The sequence below is a fragment of the Streptococcus caledonicus genome, from assembly GCF_042656225.1.
In the GTDB taxonomy this organism is placed as follows: Bacteria; Bacillota; Bacilli; order Lactobacillales; family Streptococcaceae; genus Streptococcus; species Streptococcus caledonicus.
Genome location: NZ_JBHSOJ010000023.1, coordinates 121,418 through 143,970 on the forward strand (window position 1 = coordinate 121,418; position 22,553 = coordinate 143,970).

Consider the following 22,553-nt stretch of genomic DNA (forward strand, 5'->3'; position numbering starts at 1 on the left):
AGTTTATTTTCTGAAAGATAAAAATGTTGTTATAAATGAAATAAAGACAAGTCGTTACGGGATTTCCTGTAACGTTTTTTTTTGCTAGAAAAGGAGATAAAATGACAGAGCATATTTTAAATTGGGTTAACATCTGTGTAAAAGATGGAGACCGTATTTTATTACTAGACAGGCAACATGACCACTTCAAGGGATGGATATAGCCTGGGGATAGACTGTTGAAAGTGAGAAATAGGGAAGTGGGGCTTTTTCCTTAGTATAGAATTTTCTGAACCATTTTTTGAAGCAGCCAAACGTGAATTACAAGAAAAAACTGGGCTGATTGCACTTAATTTACAACCAAAAGGTATTTCTGGTTTTTCCAATCCTGATAAGGTTGAGCGATATGTTTACTATGACTTCTTATGCACAGAATTTGAGGGCGAATTGCTTTCCGATTCTCGTGAAGGGTAATTGAAATGGTGGCCGATTGAAGAATTGGAAAATTTACCGATGTAAGATGATATCCGAGGACATTGGCCATTGTATTGGCGGGAGGACTCTTTTGAGCGAATTCATTATTGGGATGAAGGACACTATTGCATAAGAGAGACAAGGACAATTTTGTACAATTAATGAAAGTATTTAAAAATTTTATCTTGCAATCTTTACCAAAAATGGTATCATAGTATAAAAGTTTTGAATTTTTAGACAATTCAAAAACAAATCTAACAGGTTAGGGATGATTAGACTACTGTCATTGATAAATGCTTTTTTAGAGATTGTCGTTAGAGTGGTTCGAATAGTTGATATTGTATTTATCCAATCTGTGGAGTAATTAAAGAAGGGAGATCTTGTGGAAAAAGTAAATTTGAATGAGCCCAAATCGGGTTCAGAGTTGGTTTTAGATACCCTTTTAAGTCTAGGCATTAATAGGATATTTGGCTATCCAGGTGGTGCAGTTTTACCACTTTATGACACCCTTTATCAGTATCAAGATAAAATATTCCATGTTCTGGCTCGCCACGAGCAAGGAGCTATTCACGAAGCAGAAGGTTTTGCAAAATCAACTGGACAGATTGGTGTGGCTCTAGTAACTTCTGGTCCGGGAGCGACAAATGCCATTACAGGTATCGCAGATGCCATGGGAGATAGTGTTCCTTTACTTGTTTTTACTGGGCAGGTGGCGACAGCAGGCATCGGCAAGGATGCCTTCCAAGAAGCTGATGTGATTGGAATGACGATGCCAATTACCAAGTATAATTATCAGGTCCGTCACACAGAGGATATTCCTCGTATTATTGCAGAGGCCATTCATATCGCAACAACAGGTCGTCCAGGTCCAGTAGTCATTGATTTACCAAAAGATATATCAGCAAATGAAGTGGATTTCTACTATGAAACAGTTGTGGATTTACCATCTTATCAACCTACGATAGTTCCTAACGGTCTTCAGATGAAAAAAGTGCTGGCGCAACTTAGTAAGTCTCGTCGCCCAGTGATATTGACAGGTGGGGGTGTAGCTTATGCAGAAGCTAGTGCGGAACTCATTCAGTTTGCAGAACGTTATCAAATTCCTGTAGTATCCACGCTATTAGGACTTGGAACAATGCCGATTTCTCACGATTTGTCGCTTGGTATGGGAGGCATGCACGGATCCTACGCATCAAATATGGCGTTGACTGATGCTGATTTTATTATCAATATTGGTGCACGTTTTGATGACCGTTTGACTGGTAATGTAGCAGAATTTGCTAAAAATGCTGTTGTAGCTCATATTGACGTGGATCCGGCAGAGATTGGTAAAGTCGTTAAAACGGATATTCCTGTTGTTGGAGATGCTAAGAAGGCTCTTGAAATGCTATTAAGTTTTGATAGTGTGGCAACAGACCATGCTGACTGGACAGCGCAAGCTTTGTCCAATAAAAAACGAGCACCATTTAGTTATGATAAATCGGATGATTTTATTAAACCACAACAGGTTATTGAGTTGGTTGGGAAATTAACGGATGGTGAAGCGATTATCGTGACTGATGTTGGGCAACACCAAATGTGGGCGGCACAGTTTTACCCTTATCGTCACGGACGGCAGTTGGTAACTTCTGGTGGTATGGGAACCATGGGATTTGGTATTCCAGCGGCTATTGGGGCTAAATTAGCTAATCCAGATAAAGAAGTCATTTTATTTGTTGGTGATGGTGGTTTCCAAATGACTAACCAAGAGTTAGCTATTTTGAATGGCTACGGGGTACCGATAAAGGTAGTGCTCATCAATAACCATTCCTTGGGGATGGTTCGCCAGTGGCAAGAATCCTTCTACGAAGAACGTCGTAGCCAATCTACCTTTGACGATGAACCGAATTTTCAACTATTGGCTCAAGCCTATGGAATCGCAAGTTATCGTCTGACAGATCCATCTCGTCTGGAAGAAGAGTTGACAGTTATTACTGAAAATAAACCAATGCTAATTGAGGTGTGTATTTCTGATAAAGAGCATGTTCTTCCGATGGTACCAGCAGGTAAGGCAAATCATGAGATGTTGGGGGTGACCTTCAATGCGTAGAATGTTAACAGCAAAACTTCAAAATTCAACGGGCGTTCTTAACCGTTTCACAGGTGTTCTTTCTCGTCGTCAGGTCAATATTGAATCTATTTCAGTTGGTCCAACAGATGATCCTAAAATCTCTCGTATTACCATTATCATTGACGTGGAAAGCTTGGACGAGGCAGAGCAAATTATTAAGCAACTTAATCGTCTCATTGATGTGGTGCGTGTTCGAGACATTACTGATCTTCCTCATTTGGAGCGAGAGGTTCTTTTGGTCAAAATCGCTGCGCCGGCAGCCAAGCGTGCAGAGATTCTATCCATTATTCAACCCTTTAGAGCGAGTGTTGTGGATGTGGCAACAAAATCCATTACTATTCAGATGACAGGTGACGCAGATAAAATTGAAGCCCTTCTTCGCGTGATTACACCCTATGGCATTAAAAATATTGCTCGTACAGGTGCAACGGGCTTCACTAGAGATTTATCCTAGTTTAGGAAATAAAATATAGAAAAGAGAAAATTTATGGCAGTAACAATGGAATATGAAAATGATGTAAAAGTACCAGCACTTGATAGTAAAAAAATTGCTGTAATTGGTTATGGCTCACAAGGTCATGCTCATGCGCAAAACTTACGTGATTCAGGTCACGATGTGATTATCGGTGTTCGTCCAGGGAAATCATTTGATAAGGCTGTTGAAGATGGCTTTGGAACATTTGAAGTAGCAGAAGCGGCCAAACAAGCTGATGTCATTATGATTTTGGCTCCAGATGAAATCCAAGCTGACCTGTACAATGACGAGATTGCACCGCATTTGACAGCAGGTAAGGCCCTTGGATTTGCTCATGGATTTAATATCCATTTCGGATTTATCAAAGTGCCAGCAGACGTGGATGTCTTTATGTGTGCTCCTAAAGGGCCAGGACACCTTGTTCGTCGCACTTACACAGAAGGCTTTGGTGTACCAGCGCTTTATGCCGTTTACCAAGATGCGACTGGAAACGCTAAAGACATTGCCATGTCATGGTCTAAAGGTGTAGGGGCTGCTCGTGTAGGTCTGCTTGAGACAACCTTTAAAGAAGAAACCGAAGAAGATCTTTTTGGTGAACAAGCGGTGCTTTGTGGTGGTTTGACAGCACTGATTGAAGCAGGTTTTGAAGTTCTAACTGAAGCAGGTTATGCTCCAGAATTGGCTTATTTTGAAACTCTACATGAAATGAAATTGATTGTTGACCTTATTTACGAAGGTGGCTTCAAAAAAATGCGTCAATCTATTTCAAACACTGCTGAGTTTGGTGACTATGTATCAGGGACACGTGTCATTACAAACCAAGTGAAAGAAAATATGAAAGCAGTTCTAGCAGATATTCAATCAGGTAAATTTGCTAACGACTTCGTTAATGATTACAAGGCTGGACGTCCAAAAATGGAAGCCTATCGCCAAGAAGCTGCAAACCTTGAAATTGAAAAAGTCGGGGCAGAACTTCGTAAAGCAATGCCATTCGTTGGTCAAAACGATGACGATGCCTTTAAAATTTATAATTAATGGATGATAGGGGAGTTTAGGCTCTCCTTTTATTCCATTATGGAAGAATTGCAATGCAAAAAATTGATATTTTTGACCAAGTTGTTTTGATTGTTCAAAATGATTCATCGGCGAAGAAAGATAAAATAGGTGCAAGTCCATTATCTTTTAGAAAGCAAATTTTGGAAGCAATGCCAGATGATAATTTTGTTTTTCTAGTTAACAATTATCTGGCTTCGTCTGGGGGACTCAGTCATCTCACTTTTTATAAGTCTTCTGATAATCGACCGGTAGGTTTTTGCTTGCGCTATCAGAATAAAAAAACTCTATGTGATTGCAGCAAGAGAGGAGACAGGTCTTGAAAAGGGAGATATTATCATTGCTTTAGATAAGGTGGAGACCAGTCAGTTTTACCAAGATAATGTCTCTAAAACGCCGGAATGTCAGTACATGGATTGGGCGAAATTTTTGGTAAGAACACGGTCTGTTACTGTTTTTCGGGCTGGTAAGTAGTAAAGACAGAATCATTTGTTTGGAAAATGCTTGATAATGAGACGGTTTATCTCAAAATGGAGAATTTTTCAGATGAAGGAGCCATTAGCGCGCTTTATCAGGAAAGTAAACAAGCTATTGAGAACAGTATCAATCTTATTATTGATGTTAGAACTAATCATGGTGGCTCAGATAGTCTTTATTGGCCTCTTTTTAACTACACTCTAGGATTAGGGGAAAAGGTGAGTGATTTACCAGAAGATGATGTTCAGCAAGGGCTCCTTTATACTGAACGAAATGTTGCTTTACGCTTAGAACAGTTTGAGAAGAATCTCGATTCACCAGATATTACTGAGGAAACAAAAAGATTAATTGACGAGTTTGCCTCTCTTTTAAGAGCTAATCGTGGTAAGGAATATGTGACTTATGACTCTAATGAAGATAACGACGCTGATTTTTACGATTCGTATATCGGTCAAGAATTTCCTAAGAGAGTAGTAGTTTTGGCAGATGTGTACTGTGGCTCATCAGGTGATAGTTTTGTTGCTATGATGAAACGGATGCCTAAGGTCACGGCCATGGGGCGACCGAAAATGGGAATCAATGATTATTCTAATTGTTGTGTCTTACCTTTGGATGATTATCGCTTCATTTTTCCGACGTCTAGGTTGCTGACGATTGATAAGGGACAAACAGATAAAGGTATTGAGCCAGATATTTTGATATCTTGGACAGAAGAACATCTTTCTAGGGATGTTGATTTGGAAAAAGCTCTGCTATTTCTGAAAGAGCATTAAAAACTTATCTTGATAAAATTTGAAAAGGGGAATGAGAGATGCTTACAGCTAAGGATGTGACGGCAGCTTATGCCGTTTTGAATGGTGTTGTGGAACGAACACCGTTAGAATTTGACCGCTATTTGTCTGAAAAATATGGGGCAACGATTTATCTCAAACGTGAGAATATGCAAAAGGTTCGCTCTTTTAAAATTCGTGGTGCCTACTATGCTATTCATCAATTATCAGATGAGAAAAAAGCGCGTGGAGTGGTTTGTGCTTCAGCGGGAAATCATGCCCAAGGTGTTGCCTATACCTGTAATGAAATGAAGATTCCTGCAACGATTTTTATGCCGGTGACAACGCCACAGCAGAAAATTGGGCAAGTGCGTTTTTTTGGTGGCCGGTATGTAACGATTAAGTTGGTCGGAGACACCTTTGATGCGTCAGCAAAAGCAGCGCAGGACTTTACCAAGTCAGAAGGGATGACATTTATTGACCCCTTTGATGATGCTAATGTTCAAGCGGGGCAAGGAACAGTTGCGTATGAAATTTATGAGCAAGCTCAAGAGGAGGGGATTCATTTTGACCAAATTCTTGTCCCAGTTGGAGGCGGGGGATTGATTTCAGGAGTGGCGACTTACTTGAAAAATGTGTCACCGGAAATTAAGGTTGTCGGTATTGAGGCTTCTGGTGCACGCTCCATGAGAGCTGCTTTTGATAAGGGGCAGCCAGTAGTCTTGCCGGAGATTGATAAATTCGCAGACGGTATTGCCGTTGCAAAAGTTGGAAACAGTACCTATGAAGTGGCTAGAAAATATGTTGACCACCTTGTTGGTGTTGATGAAGGTCTGATTTCAGAAACTTTGATTGATATGTACTCGAAGCAGGGAATTATTGCGGAGCCAGCAGGTGCTGCGACAATTGCTGCGCTTGAAGTCATGAAAGAGGAGATTGCTGGTAAAACTCTTGTGTGTATCATTTCAGGTGGTAATAATGACATTAACCGCATGCAAGAGATGGAAGAACGTGCGCTTATTTACGCCGGTTTGAAACACTATTTTGTGGTGAATTTCCCACAACGTCCAGGTGCGCTGCGTGAATTTGTAAATAATATCTTGGGGCCAAATGATGATATTACCCGATTTGAATACATCAAGCGAGCTAATAAAGGTAAAGGTCCTGTTTTGATTGGGATTACCCTTGCAGAGAAAGAAGGTTATCAAGCCTTTCTTGAACGTTTATCTGGATTTGACCCTTCTTTTATCAATCTTCACGGAAACGAAAGTCTTTACAATATGCTTGTCTGATTTGGTCAAACATGGTCAAGAAATCAGAAAATACTCTATAATTTCTCTTGACTGCTCATGGAAAATGAGTATAATGGTTTTATAAATATTGATTTAGAGGAGTTTGTCGCTGTAGGCGCAGACTCTTTTGTCATATTTAGAGTTTTTGACGTCGAAAATTAACTTTTTTATTGGATTTTATCAATTTTATTCGTAAAATTATATTAAATCAACTACGCAAAGAGGTGGAATTATGAAGACAATTTGGTTAGTCTTGTTGTGTGCAGGGGTCGCTATTTTTGGTGCCCTGTGGGGAAATAAAAAGAAATAATTTTAAGGAGGTCTCCTATGAACCCAGTTGTTATTTTATTGTTAGTTTTGCTACTTGTAGCTATTCTTGTCTTTATTAGCACCCTCTATGTGGTGCGTCAGCAATCTGTTGCAATCATCGAGCGCTTTGGTAAATATCAAAAAACGGCTAGCTCAGGTATCCATGTACGTTTGCCATTTGGAATTGACCGTATTGCTGCGCGAGTGCAACTGCGTTTGCTCCAAAGTGAGATTGTCGTTGAGACAAAAACGAAAGATAATGTATTTGTAACCTTGAATGTTGCCACTCAATACCGTGTTAACGAGCAAAATGTTACCGATGCTTACTACAAATTAATGAAGCCTGAATCTCAAATAAAGTCTTACATCGAAGACGCTTTGCGTTCATCAGTGCCCAAATTGACCTTGGATGAATTGTTTGAGAAAAAAGATGAAATCGCGCTTGAAGTGCAACACCAAGTGGCGGAAGAAATGTCAACCTATGGTTACATCATCGTGAAAACCTTGATTACCAAAGTTGAGCCAGATGCCGAAGTGAAGCAATCTATGAATGAAATCAATGCTGCGCAACGTAAACGCGTGGCAGCCCAGGAATTAGCTAACGCTGATAAAATCAAAATCGTTACAGCAGCAGAAGCCGAAGCTGAAAAAGATCGTCTACACGGTGTCGGTATTGCCCAGCAACGTAAGGCTATTGTAGATGGATTGGCAGATTCCATCGCTGAATTGAAAGAAGCCAATGTCGGTATGACTGAAGAACAAATCATGTCAATCCTTTTGACCAACCAATACCTTGATACCCTCAATACCTTTGCTTCTAAAGGAAATCAAACGATTTTCTTGCCAAATACACCAAATGGTATTGACGATATTCGTACACAAGTCCTGTCCGCGTTGAAAGCGAAATAAATAATCAGTTCTAGTGTTACTAAACTGCTATGAGTGATGGTGTCGCCTTTTTCTATATGGCTGTGTGATTATTTCCATTGAAAAAGGGAGTTAATGATGAATATGAAAAACTTAGTTTGTACCTACTGTGGTGGAACAGAGATGGTTCGTGGTGTTCAAACGGGTTATGCCAGTATTACCAAGATTAAAGGCTGGCGAGGGCAATCACTCTACTATGATATCTGTGCTAATTGTGGAACGGTTGTGAGAAGTTTTGTGGAAAATCCTGAGAAGTTGAGGTAAGAGAGGATGGAACGATCATTTACTTTTTCAAGGGTATTAAGTTTAATGTGTCTTGTAGCTTATTTCGTTAGTGGTTATGCTATAAAAGGAGACCACTGGCTGGATTTAGTTTTCTTAGTCATGGTAGTACTTTCTAGTATTTTTCACCAAAAACTGGATGAGCTTTGGGAAGAGTGGAGAAGTAAACACTAGATGTTAATAATGCAAAAACCGGCAGGTCCAAAAACTTGCTGGTTTTGTCGTTAGTTTAAGAATTTCCTGAATATAGTTTTGAATGAGGTAGAACATTTGAAATGTTTCTCTGATAAGTGATGATCCTTGTATTTTTAAATGATTCATTAAGATATAGATGGTATATTTGTTGTTTAAAAAGTATATGTGTATTTTAAAAATATATAGAATATTTAGAATTTTTGATTTTTAGGGATATATACGATATGATAGAAGAGAAGTTATTATTTTATTAGGAGGAAAAATGTTTAAAAAAATATCAAAACCAACTGTCTATGGTTTGGCAATTGGACTCAGCTTTCTGTTAGTGATGTTAGGGCTTATCGTTCCTCAAGGATTTCAGGAATTTACAGAAATAATAAAAAATAGTATTACGACAAATTTTGGTTGGTTTTATTTATTGATGGTAACCACAATATTGTCACTTTGTCTATTCTTCATTATTAGTCCTATAGGTCAGATTAAATTAGGCGATCCTGGTTCTGAACCTGAACATTCTACAATTTCTTGGATTGCGATGATGTTTTCAGCTGGTATGGGGATTGGGTTGGTATTCTATGGTGCGGCGGAACCTCTAAGTCATTATGCTATTTCAGCCCCATACGGAGATCAGGGTACCCAAACAGCCTTGTCAAATGCCTTTAGGTATACTTTTTTCCATTGGGGTCTACATGCTTGGGCGGTTTATGCAATTGTTGCTTTAGCTTTAGCTTATTTTGGTTTTCGTAAGAAAGAGAAATATCTATTATCTGTTACTTTGAAGCCACTTTTTGGGAGTAAAACAGATGGGATTATTGGAAAAATTGTAGATACTATCACTGTTATTGCAACTGTCATAGGGGTAGCGACAACTTTAGGTTTTGGAGCAGCACAAATTAATGGAGGTCTTTCTTATGTGTTTGGAATTCCTAATAATGCACTTATTCAAATTGTAATTATTATTATTGCGACGGTTCTCTTTTTATTATCGGCCTTGTCTGGTCTAGGTAAAGGTGTTAAAATTTTATCGAATACCAATCTTATTTTGGCGGTAGGGTTATTGTTTATGGCAATTATCCTAGGACCAACGGTGAAAATATTTGATACCATGACCAATTCTCTTGGAAATTATTTGCAAAACTTACCACAAATGAGTTTATCAACATCAGCTTTTAATGATATGAAGCGTCTTTGGACGAATAATTGGACAATTTTTTACTGGGCTTGGTGGATTGCTTGGTCACCTTTTGTTGGAGTGTTCATTGCTCGTATTTCTAAAGGACGTAGTATTCGAGAATTTCTGACAGTGGTTTTAGTTGTACCAACCTTACTTAGTGTAATTTGGTTTTCAGCTTTTGGGACATTATCAACTTCTGTACAAGCAACTGGAGCAGACTTAACGAAGTTTGCCACAGAAGAAATTTTATTTGCAACATTTAATCATATTCCTATAGGGATGATATTATCCATTGTCGCTATTATTTTAGTTTTGACTTTCTTTGTGACATCTGCGGATTCTGCAACATATGTGTTGGCAATGTTAACGGAAGATGGCAATTTGGCACCTTCTAATAAACGTAAAGTTGTTTGGGGAGTAGTATTAGCAGTGATTGCAATTGTTTTACTATTATCAGGTGGTTTAACTGCTCTACAGAATATTTTGATTATTGTTGCTTTGCCATTTTCAGTAATCTTATTGCTGATATTAATTGCTCTGTTTAAAGAACTTTATCATGAGAAAAATGAAATGGGATTACAGTTGACACCGGAACGCTACCCTACTAAGGATGAACCTTTTAAATCTTATGAAGATTAGGTGGCGTATAAAAAATAAACCAGCAGGTATTAACTTGCTGGTTTTGTCGTTATTTCAAGAAACGTTTTAAGAATTCTTTAGTACGGTCTTGAGTAGGTTTCTCAAAGATTTGTTCAGGTGTGCCTTGGTCGGCAATGAGACCCTTATCCATGAAGATGACGCGGTCTGACACCTCTTTGGCAAACTCCATCTCGTGAGTCACGATAATCATGGTAAGACCTGATTTGGCAAGGTCTTGTATGGTCTTTAGCACTTCACCGACCATCTCAGGGTCAAGGGCAGATGTTGGTTCATCAAAGAGAATGGCTTCTGGGTCAACAGAAAGGGCGCGTGCGATGGCTACACGTTGTTTTTGGCCACCTGAGAGTTGTTTTGGTTTGGCCGCCCAATACTGCTCGCCAAGGCCTACTTTTTCAAGATTAGCTTTAGCGATTTTTTCAGCTTCTGAGCGGTCACGCTTAAGGACAGTTGTCTGAGCAACGATGGCATTTTCCAAAACATTGAGGTTTTCAAAAAGGTTGAAAGACTGGAAAACCATTCCTAGTTTTTCACGATAAGTGGTTAAATCATAGCCCTTTTCAAGGACGTTTTGCCCGTGGTAAAGGATTTCACCACCAGTTGGTTCTTCCAGTAAATTGATAGAACGTAAAAAGGTTGATTTTCCTGATCCTGACGAACCGATGATGGAGATAACTTCTCCTTTATCAACGGTTAGAGAGATATCTTTGAGGACTTCGTTTTGCCCATAAGATTTTTTGAGGTGTTTGATTTCTAAAATCGTGTTAGACATAGGGAACCTCCTCGATTTGCATTTGGTTAGCACCAGTAGTATAGGTATCTGTATCCATACGTTTCTCAATATAACGGAGGATGCGAGTAATAGTGAAGGTTAAGATGAAATAAATCACTGCAATGATGGTAAAGGTTTGGAAATATTGATATGTTTGTGTTGCTACGGTTTTCCCTGAGAAGTAAAGTTCAACAACTGAGATAACGTTTAGGACGGAAGTATCTTTAATGTTGATGACAAACTCATTACCAGTTGCAGGGAGAATGTTACGGACAACCTGTGGTAAGATAATCTTGCGCATGGTTTGTCCGTGAGTAAAACCAAGGGCTGTTGCGGCTTCAAATTGTCCTTTATCAACGGCAAAAATACCACCTCGGACGATTTCACTCATGTAGGCACCGGTATTGATTGAGACAATAATCATAGCTGCCCATAGACGTGGGATATCAACACCAAAGGCTTGAGCTGTTCCATAGTAGATAACCATTGACTGTACAATCATTGGTGTGCCACGGAAAATTTCAATATAGACATTAAGGAACCAGCCAAAGAGTTTTTGAAGGATGGCTAGGCTTTTGTGTGTCGCTTTCGGTGCTGTGCGGAAAATACCGATTAACAAACCGATAATCAATCCAAAGCAAGTACCAGTAATGGAAATGAGAAGGGTTGTTCCTGTACCGATAAGAAATTCTTTCCAGTTATTTTTGAGGATAGTAGCTACTTGTTGGAAGAAGCTGGATTCAGCAGAGGCATCAGTTGGTTCTTCAACGGGTTGTTTCGCAATCATATCGTCCATGAGAGCGATACGGCCATCCGATGATAAGGTTGAAAGAATTTGATTGACTTGAGCTATTCGTGTGTCGTCTTTACGCATTCCAACAGCGATAGCGGCATCGGATTCAGCAACTTCAAAGCCTTTTTCCAATGTGACCATTTTGAAGTGGTTGTTAGCGTTCTCAGCTGTTGTTCCTTCAGGTCTTTCAGAAATATAAGCGTCAATGACGCTTGCTTCAAGGGCTTGACGCATTTGGGCAAAGTCTCCCATTGGAGTTTGAGCATCGATGCCAGTCATCTGGTTAAGTAAGTTGACGTGCCAAACACCTTGCTGAGCAGTGATTTTCGCACCAGCAAAATCTTCAATTGAAGTAGCTTTGGCATACTGGCTATCAGAACGGACGACCAAGACAGGTTCACTAGTGTAGTAGCTGTCTGAAAAAGCGATTTCTTTTTTACGCTCTTCAGTAGGGCTCATACCAGCGACAATCATATCAATTTTTCCTGAAGTGAGCGCAGGAACCAGACCATCCCATTCAGTTTTGACAATGAGAAGTTCTTTCCCAAGTTTTTCAGCAATTTTTTTAGCAACCTGAACGTCATAGCCGTTGGCAAATTGTCCAGTGCCTTCTATCTTGGCAGCGCCATTACTGTCATCGTTTTGAGTCCAGTTAAAAGGGGCATAGGCTGCCTCCATTCCGACACGGAGATAGTTATCATCTTCGGTAGCTTGAGTTGTAGATGTCCCTAGTAAAAGCATTCCGAAGAAGGCTAAAAGGGTTAAAAAGATTTTTTTCATGTCAATATGTTCAATATGTCGAGACAGTTTGAATTTTCAAAAAATTATAAAAACGAAAAAAATAAAAGCTTGTGAATAATTAAAAATGTCTCGTTATCAGTTAAATATAATTAACCGACGACTCCTCTCTTTAAAAGTTTGGTAAAAATGTATTTATAAAATAAAAACTATACTGGTCTATTTTACAAGAAAAAATGATGTATTTCAATAGAAATGTCTAAAGAATCATTCCGTTGTTCTTTCTCCCAGTCCTATCAAGCGATTGGAAGACTATAAAAATAAAAATCACCACATGATATTAACGTTTTAGCTTATCAACTTATAGAAGAACATCCATTTTTCAACATTATCGCCACAAAGTTTTGACGTTTTCAGATATAAAGGTAATTGAAATTGTTGGTGTAAGGACAGTTGGATCGTGCATAATATGGGTTATTTGATTGTTTTGTCAAAAAATTGACTTTTCTATCCTGAAACCACTCATTGAAATTAGCAACTACGGGAATGATTCCTAAACTTTCAAAAGATATGTTAAAATAGTAGAAATGGAGGTAGTTATGGTGAAAAATCATTTAAAATGGTCGATAATTGTGATAGTTCTGCTATTTTCCCAAAGCGCCAAGGCAGATGATGAAATTGACTATAGCATTATATCGTATGAGGGAGCATTGCAAATTCATGAGGACAACACAGCTACTTTTGAGCAAGTGGTTACTTATGACTATGATTCGAGTTTTAATGGCCAGTATGTGAGTTTGGGATTAGCAGGAAACGTTCCAGAACATTTTGACATCGCTAGTAAACCTCTTGTCCATGTTGAGAAAAATAATCAGGTGATAGCTGATGCAGAGACGATTTTGGAACCCTTATCAGATGGCTATCGACTGAAAATCTATAACGCTGGTATCAGTGGTGATTTGGTTGAGATTTCTGTGACTTGGAAGCTGGTCAACATAATCTTTCCTTACCAAGATGTTGCAGAGTTAAATTGGAAGCCTATTAGTGATTGGGATGAAACTATTGATCGTGTAACCTTTACTGTTACGACAGATAAGCCAACTAAGATCAGTAACATTTGGGGGCATCGTGGATATTTTAAAACCCCTCCTAAAAAGTATTGGGATGGTAATGGTCGTTATACTTTGGAAGCTCACGATGTTGATGATGTATTAGAACTCCACGGCTATTGGGATAGCAATATTTTGAATTTATCGGTTCCTCGTCTTTCGGAGAAAGCCCTGCCTCGTATTGAAAAAACGGAACAAAAGATAGAAAAGAAATCGCAACTGTTGTTAGTTATCTTTGGTAGAGTGGTTCCAATTGCGATAGCGTGTCTCACCGGAATATCGTTGTGGCGCTTCGCCAAAGTCAAAAAAGGACTGGATCGTTACCGATCAAAAATAGGAAAAACAAGACTATACGAGGTACCAGAAGACTTATCCCCCCTACTTTTAGCCAATGATGTTTATCAGGTAACGTTCAAGGATATCGTAAAAAGTCCTGAAGAGGGTGAATTTCATTTTGAACACGTCGTTCAAGCCATGATTTTAGATTTAATTGATAGAGGAATTGTGAGCGTTGATAAGGAAACTTCTGTACCGACTTTGAGCATCGTAAACCTTGATCATTGTACTTCTTCTGATGTTGCCTTTTTAGACATGGCCTTTGGGAATCGTCTGTCTGTAACGTTAGACAAATTATTTGATGATTTTCAATATGATTCTACTATCATGAAGCGACTGAAAAAGCAATATTCAGGAAGTCAACTTGAGACAGAGGTCCGTAAAAGTTCCCAAAAAATGGCACATCGAATCAGAGCGATGTCTTCTGCTATTGATAAAGCCGTGACCAAGGAATTGGCGACACTACACCTCCCTAAAATTTACAGACCGATGACTTCACAAGAAAGCAAAAAACTTCATGAAGCGAGTGGTTTGGGATGTTTTTTTAGCCTAATTACTTTTGGGTTGACTATTTATTTTGTGATGAAAGTCCACATGCTAGCTTTGCTTTATTTACTGATAACCGTCGTTAGTTTTGGACTAATCTTTTTATTGGGACGCTTAACAAAGCCCTATACGACCTTAGGCGTCATTACTGAAGAAGGTATGGTTCGCTTGGAAAAATGGCAGAGCTTTGAACGTATGATTAAAGAGTTTAATACTTTTAATGCAGTGGAACTTGAAGGGTTAGTGCTTTGGAATCGCCTATTAGTTTATGCCACGCTGTTTGGTTATGCCAGTAAGATTGAACATTACCTAAACGTCAATCATATCGCTTTGCCTGAACAATTTGGAAATATAGACATCGGTCTTATACGTCATCAGATGATATTATCTACCAATCATTTTGTTTCAACCTCGAATCATGTGACAACTGCTTCAAACTTTTCCGTATCGTCTGGGGGAAGAAGTGGAGGCGGAGGCGGTTCCTTCTAAAATTTAGAAAATCTGTTATAATAGGATAAAGCAAGTAAGGAGTATCTATGTTTTTTGAAATATTAAAGGCAATCTTTTTTGGTATTGTCGAAGGGATTACAGAATGGTTGCCAATTTCTAGTACCGGTCATTTGATTTTAGTGCAGGAATTTATCAACTTTAGCAATCAAAATAAAGACTTTATGGACATGTTTAACATTGTTATTCAGTTAGGGGCGATTTTAGCAGTCATTGTCATTTATTTTAATCGCTTGAATCCTTTTCAGCCTGGAAAAACTGCTAAAGAGGTTCAAAAGACTTGGCAGCTGTGGCTTAAAGTTGCGATTGCCTGTATTCCTTCTATTTTAATTGCTTTGCCTTTTGATGATTGGTTTGAAAGACATTTTCAAAATATGTCAACAGTAGCGCTGATGTTGATTGTTTACGGGGTTGCTTTTATCCTCTTAGAAGACCGCCAACGAATGGAGCCCAAAGTTAAGACCTTATCAAGAATGTCTTATCGCAACGCTTTTTATATTGGAATGTTCCAAGTCCTTAGTATTGTTCCAGGGACTAGTCGCTCAGGAGCAACGATACTTGGAGGTATTCTTTTAGGGACAAGTAGGAGTGTCGCAGCTGATTTCACCTTTTTCCTTGCCATACCGACTATGTTTGGGTATAGTGGGCTTAAGGCAGTAAAATTCTTTGTTGATGGCAATGCGTTAGCCTTTTCTCAAATCGTCCTTCTACTGTTGGCAAGTATCACAGCTTTCGTGGTTAGTTATTACGCGATTCGCTTCCTGACAGACTACGTGAAGAGTCATACCTTTAAAATATTTGGTAAATACCGTATTATACTAGGAATAATTCTTCTTACCTATGCAGGTCTGAGTTATATTTTTTAAAAAATGATGGGAGAGTGGGACAGAAGTCATGACTTCTGTCCCACTCTCCTAGAAACTTCGGTGTTGCTATTGACAGTAGTTGAAGTTACACAAACACTTCTAGGCTTTGCTAGCTTAACATTCCTTTGTGATAGGTTTGCGATAAAATCTTCAAAAAGAAAGAGCCGTCAAACTTTGGAGTGTTACGGTTATTTCTAACTAACGAAAACAGACTACTATCTTAAATGGTTCTATAGCGATTTGAATTAAGAGTAGGACATAGATGAATCATTTTTATAGACGCTAATAATATTAGTTATTCTATGCTTTGTCCTAATCTATTTTGAGTTCGCTGTACATAGAGTAGTTGCAAATGGTAAGATGGTCTGAGTAAACACTAGTGCAAACATTTTTGATTGATTTGATTAAAAATGTGCCGGAAGGTTGGAAATGAGGCAGTTATATTGTTTGTCTCAACAGAATGCTGCTATATTTAAGGGTTTCATGTGTGGTTTATAGCTCTTAATAGGTTAGAAAATTGCTATTTTAACCTCATTCTAGTATAATGAAATGACTAGTTTCGTGCGAGGTAATTAAATGGAAATGAAACAAATCAACGAAACAACGTTGAAAATTACGATCAGTATGGAGGATTTGGAAGAGCGTGGCATGGAATTGCATGACTTCTTAATTCCTCAAGAAAAAACGGAAGAATTTTTCTATTCTGTCATGGATGAGTTGGAATTGCCTGATAATTTCAAACAAAGTGGCATGCTTAGTTTTCGTGTGACGCCTCGAAAAGATCGCCTAGATGTTTTTGTGACAAAATCAGAAATCAATCAAGATTTGAATTTTGAAGATTTGGCTGATTTGGGAGATGTTTCCCAAATGTCTCCGGAAGATTTTTTCAAAACGTTGGAACAAAAGATGTTTGAAAAAGGTGATGTGGCGGCTCATAAACAATTGGCTGATATTGAGGAGCAGGAAGAACATAGTGCAACTGAGGAGGTTGAAGAGACTCAGGACTATGTTCATTATGTTTTGGATTTTCCAACTTTTGAAGACGTAGTGACCTTCTGCCAATCAATTGATTTTCCGACAGAGGCGTCAGAACTTTATAAGGTTGATGGACGTTACTACATGACCGTCTTAGTCTCTCTTGAAAATCAACCGGCGTACTATTCTAATATCGTTTTTGCACGTTTGATTGAGCATGCTCATAAGGCAGATAGAACGCGAGCTTATTTACAAGAGCATGGTATTCAACTAATGATGGATGATGCTCTGCCTTTGCTTAGGAGTATCGAGGTGGCTTGATGACTAGTTTTTCACTAGAATATATCTTGGTTTTAATTGGTGCTTTTCTGCTCTCACTTTTTGCGACGCCAATCGTTCGTTGGTTAGCTTTTAAAATCGGAGCTGTTGACCAACCAAATGCTCGCCGGATTAACAAGATACCGATGCCAAGTAGCGGTGGTTTGGCGGTAGTGGTTTCGTTTACCATTGCGACTCTGTTTTTCATGCCAATGGTAGTGACTGGATTAGTGCACGGACAAACTTATTTCACTTATATACTCCCTGTAGTGATTGGTGGTATTATTGTGGCGATAACTGGGCTGATTGATGATATCTATGAGTTATCTGCCAAGAAAAAATTAATTGGGATTATCATTGCTGCGGTTTTGGTCTGGTATTTTACGGATTTTCAGTTTGATTCCTTTAAGATTCCGTTTGGAGGGCCGTTATTACGGTTTAATTCACTTTTGACATTCGTTGCAACTATTTTATGGATTGTTGGCGTGACTAATGCAGTCAATCTGATGGATGGTTTGGATGGTTTAGTTAGTGGTGTCTCAATGATTAGTCTTTTAACGATGGGGATTGTTTCTAATTTCTTTTTGGCAGATTCTGATATTTTTTTAACCCTAACGATTTTTGTTCTTGTAGCCTCTATTGCAGGATTTTTTCCTTATAATTATAATCCTGCCTGGATTTATGGTGGTGACACGGGCGCTCTATTTATAGGGTTTATGATTTCTGTTTTGTCCCTACAAGGGTTAAAAAATGCAACGGCGGTTGCTGTGGTGACGCCAGTGATTATTCTGGGGGTTCCGATTGTGGATACCTTTGTAGCGATTATCCGTCGTACCTTATCTGGTAAGAAATTTTATGAACCGGACAAGATGCACCTTCATCATAGATTGTTAGCAATGGGTTTTTCTCATAAAGGGGCTGTGTTGGTCGTTTATGGTATTGCTCTGCTATTTTCCTTAATCTCCTTATTGTTAAATGTCTCAACACGTCTAGGTGGGGTTCTACTGATGGTAGGTGTGCTGTTTGGGCTTGAGGTATTGATTGAGGGGTTGGAAATTTGGGGAGAAGGTCGAACACCGCTTTTCCACCTGTTGAAATTGGTTGGCAATTCTGCTTATCGAAAGGAATTTTTTGAGCAGAAGTCAAAGAAGTAAGCACGATAAAAGCCTTTCGGGGGCTTTTTTGTTATAATAAAGACCGTTATAAAAAAGAATCGGGAGATTGTCATGTCTGTACTTGAAATTAAAAACTTACATGTTTCTATTGAAGACAAGGAAATTTTAAAAGGGGTAAATTTGACCCTCAAAACAGGAGAAATTGCTGCGATCATGGGTCCAAACGGAACAGGTAAATCAACGCTTTCTGCTGCGATTATGGGACATCCAAACTATGAAGTCACTGAGGGCGAAATCCTTTTTGATGGCGAAAATATTTTAGAGATGGAAGTGGATGAGCGTGCACGTCTAGGGCTCTTCCTAGCCATGCAGTACCCTTCAGAAATTCCAGGAATTACCAATGCCGAATTTATCCGTGCAGCGATGAATGCTGGTAAAGAAGATGAGGATAAAATTTCAGTACGTGATTTCATCACAAAACTTGATGAGAAAATGGAATTGCTTGGCATGAAAGAGGAAATGGCAGAGCGTTACTTGAATGAAGGGTTCTCAGGCGGTGAGAAAAAACGTAATGAGATTCTTCAGTTGCTCATGCTTGAACCTAAATTTGCCCTTCTTGATGAGATTGACTCAGGTCTTGACATTGATGCACTTAAAGTGGTTTCAAAAGGGGTTAACGAAATGCGTGGCGAAGGCTTCGGTGCTATGATTATAACCCACTACCAACGTCTTTTGAACTATATCACTCCAGATGTGGTTCATGTGATGATGGAAGGTCGTGTGGTGATGTCAGGTGGTGCTGAATTGGCTGCCCGTCTTGAAAAAGAAGGCTATGTGAAAATCGCTGAAGAGCTTGGTATTGATTACCATGAAGAATTGGAGTAAGGAGAGGCTATGAGTAAACAAGCTATTCAAAACTTCTCACAATTAAAGGCAGAGCCGTCTTGGTTAGCAGAACTTCGCTTATCAGCTTTTGATAAGCTGGAAACTTTGGCTTTACCTAAAATTGAGCGTGTGAAGTTTCATCGTTGGAATCTTGGTGATGGGACCTTGACAGAAGATGAGGGTGTTGGCAATGTTCCAGATTTTACAGAACTAGGCGATAACCCTAAACTTGTTCAAGTAGGAACACAAACTATTCTGGAACAATTACCGATGTCATTGATTGAACAGGGGGTTGTTTTTACAGATCTCTATTCTGCCTTGGAAGAGATTCCAGAGGTGGTTGAAAAGCACTTTGCTTCTGCGGTGAAAAGTGATGAGGACAAATTAGCTGCTTACAACTACGCGTATTTTAACAGCGCAGCGGTTCTCTATGTTCCTGACAATGTGGAAATTGCGGAGCCTATCGAAGGCATTTTCTTGCAGGATAGTGATAGTGCTGTGCCATTTAACAAGCACATCTTAATTATTGCTGGGAAAAATAGTAAATTTAGCTACCTAGAACGCTTTGAATCCATTGGTTCAGGTTCTCAGGATGTTTCTGCGAATATTTCTGTTGAAATAATTGCAGGTGCAGGAAGCCGGATTAAATTTGCGGCAATTGACCGTCTTGGAGAGCATGTCACAGCCTATTTAAGCCGCCGTGCTCGTCATGCCGCTGATGCAACGGTTGATTGGGCACTTGGTGTGATGAATGAAGGTAATCTGATTGCCGATTTTGATAGTGATTTGATTGGTAACGGTAGCCATGCTAACCTGAAAGTTGTTGCTGCTTCAAGTGGTCGTCAGGTACAAGGCATTGATACGCGAGTGACCAATTATGGGAATCATTCTGTTGGCCATATCCTTCAACATGGGGTTATTTTAGAGCGTGGAACCTTAACCTTTAATGGAATTGGTCATATTGTCAAAGGGGCTAAAGGGGCGGATGCTCAACAAGAGAGCCGTGTCTTGATGTTATCAGACCAAGCTCGCTCAGATGCCAACCCAATTCTCTTGATTGATGAAAATGAAGTCACAGCAGGTCATGCGGCGTCAATCGGTCAGGTTGACCCAGAGGATATGTACTACCTTATGAGTCGTGGGATTGACCAAGCAACTGCAGAGCGCCTTGTGATCTTAGGTTTCCTAGGAGCTGTTATTACAGAAATCCCAGTCAAAGAAGTCCGTGATGAGATGATTGCGGTACTGGATAGCAAGCTAGACAAACGCTAAGATGTGCTTGATTTGTGACAGAGTAACTGGTATTCAAAATGGGACCAATCCCTATTTTGTCAAAGAACTAGAAACAGGCTATGTCGTGATTGGGGATCACCAGTATTTCCGAGGGTACACGCTGTTTCTAGCGAAAAAACATGTCAGAGAATTGCATGATTTGCCGATAGCTATCCGTCAGAAGCACTTGGCTGAAATGGCGATAGTATCTGAGGCAGTAGCGTAGGCTTTTTCCGCAGAGAAGATGAACATTGAGAGTCTTGGAAATGGAGACGCTCATTTGCATTGGCACTTATTTCCAAGATATGCGGGTGACTTAGGGCATCATGGGCAGAATGGAAAAGGACCTGTTTGGTGGCTACCCTTTGAGGAGATGTATGCCGACCATCAAAAAGTGACCCCTGAAGAACTGGAACGACTCAAGTCGCGTTTACTAGAAGTGCTGACTGACCTTGAAACGGAGTTAGCCCAAAGTTAAAATTAACACTAAAGGAGTGACGTCATTGCTAGATGTTCAGACTATTCGCCGAGATTTTCCGATTTTAGACCAGATTGTCAATGATGAACCTCTGGTTTATTTAGACAGTGCGGCGACCACTCAGAAGCCAAAAGCTGTGCTAGATGCCATAAATCAGTACTATTTGGAAGATAATGCCAATGTTCACCGTGGGGTGCATACCCTAGCAGAGCGAGCGACAGCTAAGTATGAAGCCAGTCGTGAGAAGGTTAGCTCCTTTATCAACGCGAAATCAACTAAGGAAATTCTGTTTACCAGAGGAACGACTACGGGACTTAACTGGGTGGCTCAGTTTGCGGCGCAGATTCTCCAACCAGATGATGAAATCCTAATCTCAGTCATGGAACATCATTCCAATATTATCCCTTGGCAGCAAGCTTGCCAGAAAACAGGGGCAAAACTGGTCTATGTTTACCTAAAAGACGGGGAACTGGACATGGAGGATTTGAAAAGGAAGCTGACGGCAAAGACAAAATTTGTCAGTCTAGCGCATGTGTCCAACGTTCTTGGCTGTATCAATCCTGTTAAGAAAATCGCAGAGCTAGCTCACGAAGTTGGTGCATATATGGTTGTTGACGGTGCTCAATCTGCTCCTCACATGGCGATTGATGTGCAGGATTTGGATTGTGATTTCTTTACCTTATCTGGTCATAAAATGTTGGCATCAACAGGTATTGGAGTTCTTTATGGTAAGGAAGAAATTCTAAACATGATGTCCCCTATCGAATTTGGTGGTGAAATGATTGATTTTGTTTATGAGCAAGAAGCCACTTGGAAGGAATTACCTTGGAAATTTGAAGCAGGGACGCCAAATATTTCAGGAGCGATTGCTTTGGGAGTAGCTGTTGACTACTTGACTGAGTTGGGAATGGATACTGTTCATTCTCATGAGCAAGACCTGGTTAGCTATCTTTTGCCTCAGTTACATGCCATTCCAGGAGTGACGGTCTATGGACCGAAAGATCCTGAAAAACATGCAGGGGTTCTTGCCTTTAATATTGAGGGCTTGCACCCGCATGATGTAGCAACAGCCTTGGACTATGAAGGTGTTGCTGTTCGGGCAGGGCACCATTGTGCGCAACCTCTAATTAACCATCTAGGGATTTCAGCAACAGTTCGCGCCAGTCTTTACTTATACAATACCAAAGCGGATTGTGACAAATTGATTGAAGCGATTCATAAGACGAAGGAGTTTTTCAATGGCACTTTCTAGATTAGATAGCCTTTACATGGCGGTCGTGGCAGATCATTCTAAAAGTCCACATCATCACGGAGTTTTAGAGGGTGTTGAAGCCATTCAACTCAATAACCCAACCTGTGGAGATGTGATTGCCTTAACGGTCAAATTTGATGGAGACGTGATTGAAGATATAGCCTTTGCAGGCGAAGGCTGCACGATTTCAACAGCTTCATCAAGCATGATGACTGATGCGGTGATTGGTAAAACCAAGGCAGAAGCCTTGGACATGGCAGAGCTCTTCTCTCAAATGGTACAGGGGCAGACAGATGACCGTCAAAAAGACTTGGGAGATGCAGCTTTTATGGCAGGTGTTTCGAAATTTCCTCAGCGCATCAAGTGTGCAACCCTAGCTTGGAATGCTTTGAGAAAATCAATAGAGAGAAGTTAGAT

General features: G+C 39.7%; 20 protein-coding genes and 2 pseudogenes. 20 read left to right on the top strand and 2 right to left on the bottom strand.

From position 1 onward, the window contains the following. The first annotated feature begins 101 nt into the window (after window positions 1-101). The 11 genes and pseudogenes from ACFPQ3_RS09075 (at window position 102) to ACFPQ3_RS09125 (ending at window position 10,156) form a co-directional block, all read left to right on the top strand. Window positions 102-615, top strand: a pseudogene (locus tag ACFPQ3_RS09075) (NUDIX domain-containing protein). Between the two features lie 220 nt (window positions 616-835). After that, entirely contained in the window at window positions 836-2,542 is a 1,707-nt protein-coding gene (locus ACFPQ3_RS09080) for an acetolactate synthase large subunit (RefSeq protein WP_156806263.1), read from the top strand. After that, the gene (gene ilvN, locus ACFPQ3_RS09085; protein ID WP_156806262.1) at window positions 2,535-3,017 is read left to right on the top strand and encodes an acetolactate synthase small subunit; all 483 of its coding nucleotides are present in this window, start codon (window positions 2,535-2,537) and stop codon (window positions 3,015-3,017) included. The genes ACFPQ3_RS09080 and ilvN overlap by 8 nt, the downstream gene beginning before the upstream one ends. Window positions 3,018-3,050: 33 nt before the next feature. Continuing rightward, the gene (gene ilvC / locus ACFPQ3_RS09090; protein WP_156806261.1) at window positions 3,051-4,073 is read left to right on the top strand and encodes a ketol-acid reductoisomerase; all 1,023 of its coding nucleotides are present in this window, start codon (window positions 3,051-3,053) and stop codon (window positions 4,071-4,073) included. Between the two features lie 53 nt (window positions 4,074-4,126). Beyond that, window positions 4,127-4,414, top strand: a complete 288-nt coding sequence (locus ACFPQ3_RS09095) for a hypothetical protein (protein WP_232323221.1) — start codon at window positions 4,127-4,129, stop codon at window positions 4,412-4,414. Beyond that, window positions 4,383-4,565 (top strand): hypothetical protein, encoded by a 183-nt coding sequence (locus ACFPQ3_RS09100; RefSeq protein WP_232323220.1) that lies wholly within the window; start codon window positions 4,383-4,385, stop codon window positions 4,563-4,565. Before ACFPQ3_RS09095 ends, ACFPQ3_RS09100 begins: the two co-directional genes overlap by 32 nt. A gap of 26 nt (window positions 4,566-4,591) precedes the next feature. Next, window positions 4,592-5,341, top strand: a complete 750-nt coding sequence (locus tag ACFPQ3_RS09105) for a S41 family peptidase (protein ID WP_232323219.1) — start codon at window positions 4,592-4,594, stop codon at window positions 5,339-5,341. 38 nt (window positions 5,342-5,379) lie between these two features. Next, window positions 5,380-6,630, top strand: coding sequence for a threonine ammonia-lyase IlvA (gene ilvA, locus ACFPQ3_RS09110; protein WP_156806260.1), 1,251 nt, complete (start codon window positions 5,380-5,382; stop codon window positions 6,628-6,630). Between the two features lie 327 nt (window positions 6,631-6,957). After that, the gene (locus ACFPQ3_RS09115) at window positions 6,958-7,848 is read left to right on the top strand and encodes an SPFH domain-containing protein (RefSeq protein ID WP_156806259.1); all 891 of its coding nucleotides are present in this window, start codon (window positions 6,958-6,960) and stop codon (window positions 7,846-7,848) included. Between the two features lie 102 nt (window positions 7,849-7,950). Beyond that, window positions 7,951-8,130, top strand: coding sequence for a hypothetical protein (locus tag ACFPQ3_RS09120; protein ID WP_156806258.1), 180 nt, complete (start codon window positions 7,951-7,953; stop codon window positions 8,128-8,130). Window positions 8,131-8,605: 475 nt separating this feature from the next. Further along, window positions 8,606-10,156, top strand: coding sequence for a BCCT family transporter (locus ACFPQ3_RS09125; RefSeq protein WP_156806257.1), 1,551 nt, complete (start codon window positions 8,606-8,608; stop codon window positions 10,154-10,156). Window positions 10,157-10,205: 49 nt separating this feature from the next. On the opposite strand, the gene ACFPQ3_RS09130 is transcribed toward ACFPQ3_RS09125, so the two are convergent. Then, the gene (locus ACFPQ3_RS09130) at window positions 10,206-10,946 is read right to left on the bottom strand and encodes an amino acid ABC transporter ATP-binding protein (RefSeq protein ID WP_156806256.1); all 741 of its coding nucleotides are present in this window, start codon (window positions 10,944-10,946) and stop codon (window positions 10,206-10,208) included. Continuing rightward, window positions 10,939-12,519: an ABC transporter substrate-binding protein/permease gene (locus ACFPQ3_RS09135; RefSeq protein WP_156806255.1), complete on the bottom strand. Its 1,581-nt coding sequence runs from the start codon at window positions 12,517-12,519 to the stop codon at window positions 10,939-10,941. The genes ACFPQ3_RS09130 and ACFPQ3_RS09135 overlap by 8 nt, the downstream gene beginning before the upstream one ends. 557 nt (window positions 12,520-13,076) lie before the next feature. Here ACFPQ3_RS09135 and ACFPQ3_RS09140 point away from each other — a divergent pair. The 9 genes and pseudogenes from ACFPQ3_RS09140 to sufU all read left to right on the top strand — a co-directional run bounded on the left by ACFPQ3_RS09140 (window position 13,077) and on the right by sufU (window position 22,551). Next, window positions 13,077-14,957, top strand: a complete 1,881-nt coding sequence (locus tag ACFPQ3_RS09140) for a DUF2207 domain-containing protein (RefSeq protein ID WP_198039905.1) — start codon at window positions 13,077-13,079, stop codon at window positions 14,955-14,957. A 47-nt stretch (window positions 14,958-15,004) separates the two neighbouring features. Next, window positions 15,005-15,841 carry an undecaprenyl-diphosphate phosphatase gene (locus ACFPQ3_RS09145; RefSeq protein WP_156806253.1) on the top strand — a complete coding sequence of 279 codons (837 nt, stop codon included), beginning with the start codon at window positions 15,005-15,007 and terminating at the stop codon, window positions 15,839-15,841. 576 nt (window positions 15,842-16,417) lie between these two features. After that, complete coding sequence (mecA, locus tag ACFPQ3_RS09150) at window positions 16,418-17,137, top strand: adaptor protein MecA (protein WP_156806252.1); 720 nt, start codon at window positions 16,418-16,420, stop codon at window positions 17,135-17,137. Continuing rightward, window positions 17,137-18,288 carry a glycosyltransferase family 4 protein gene (locus ACFPQ3_RS09155; RefSeq protein WP_198039904.1) on the top strand — a complete coding sequence of 384 codons (1,152 nt, stop codon included), beginning with the start codon at window positions 17,137-17,139 and terminating at the stop codon, window positions 18,286-18,288. Before mecA ends, ACFPQ3_RS09155 begins: the two co-directional genes overlap by 1 nt. Window positions 18,289-18,360: 72 nt before the next feature. After that, complete coding sequence (sufC, locus tag ACFPQ3_RS09160; RefSeq protein ID WP_156806250.1) at window positions 18,361-19,134, top strand: Fe-S cluster assembly ATPase SufC; 774 nt, start codon at window positions 18,361-18,363, stop codon at window positions 19,132-19,134. 9 nt (window positions 19,135-19,143) lie between these two features. Next, window positions 19,144-20,406, top strand: a complete 1,263-nt coding sequence (gene sufD / locus ACFPQ3_RS09165) for a Fe-S cluster assembly protein SufD (RefSeq protein WP_156806249.1) — start codon at window positions 19,144-19,146, stop codon at window positions 20,404-20,406. A gap of 1 nt (window position 20,407) precedes the next feature. Next, a pseudogene (locus ACFPQ3_RS09170) lies at window positions 20,408-20,884 on the top strand (HIT family protein). Window positions 20,885-20,909: 25 nt separating this feature from the next. Further along, on the top strand, window positions 20,910-22,136 hold the full coding sequence (locus tag ACFPQ3_RS09175; RefSeq protein ID WP_156806248.1) for a cysteine desulfurase: 1,227 nt from the start codon (window positions 20,910-20,912) through the stop codon (window positions 22,134-22,136). Further along, window positions 22,123-22,551 (top strand): Fe-S cluster assembly sulfur transfer protein SufU, encoded by a 429-nt coding sequence (gene sufU, locus ACFPQ3_RS09180; protein WP_156806247.1) that lies wholly within the window; start codon window positions 22,123-22,125, stop codon window positions 22,549-22,551. The genes ACFPQ3_RS09175 and sufU overlap by 14 nt, the downstream gene beginning before the upstream one ends. Window positions 22,552-22,553: the final 2 nt, after the last annotated feature.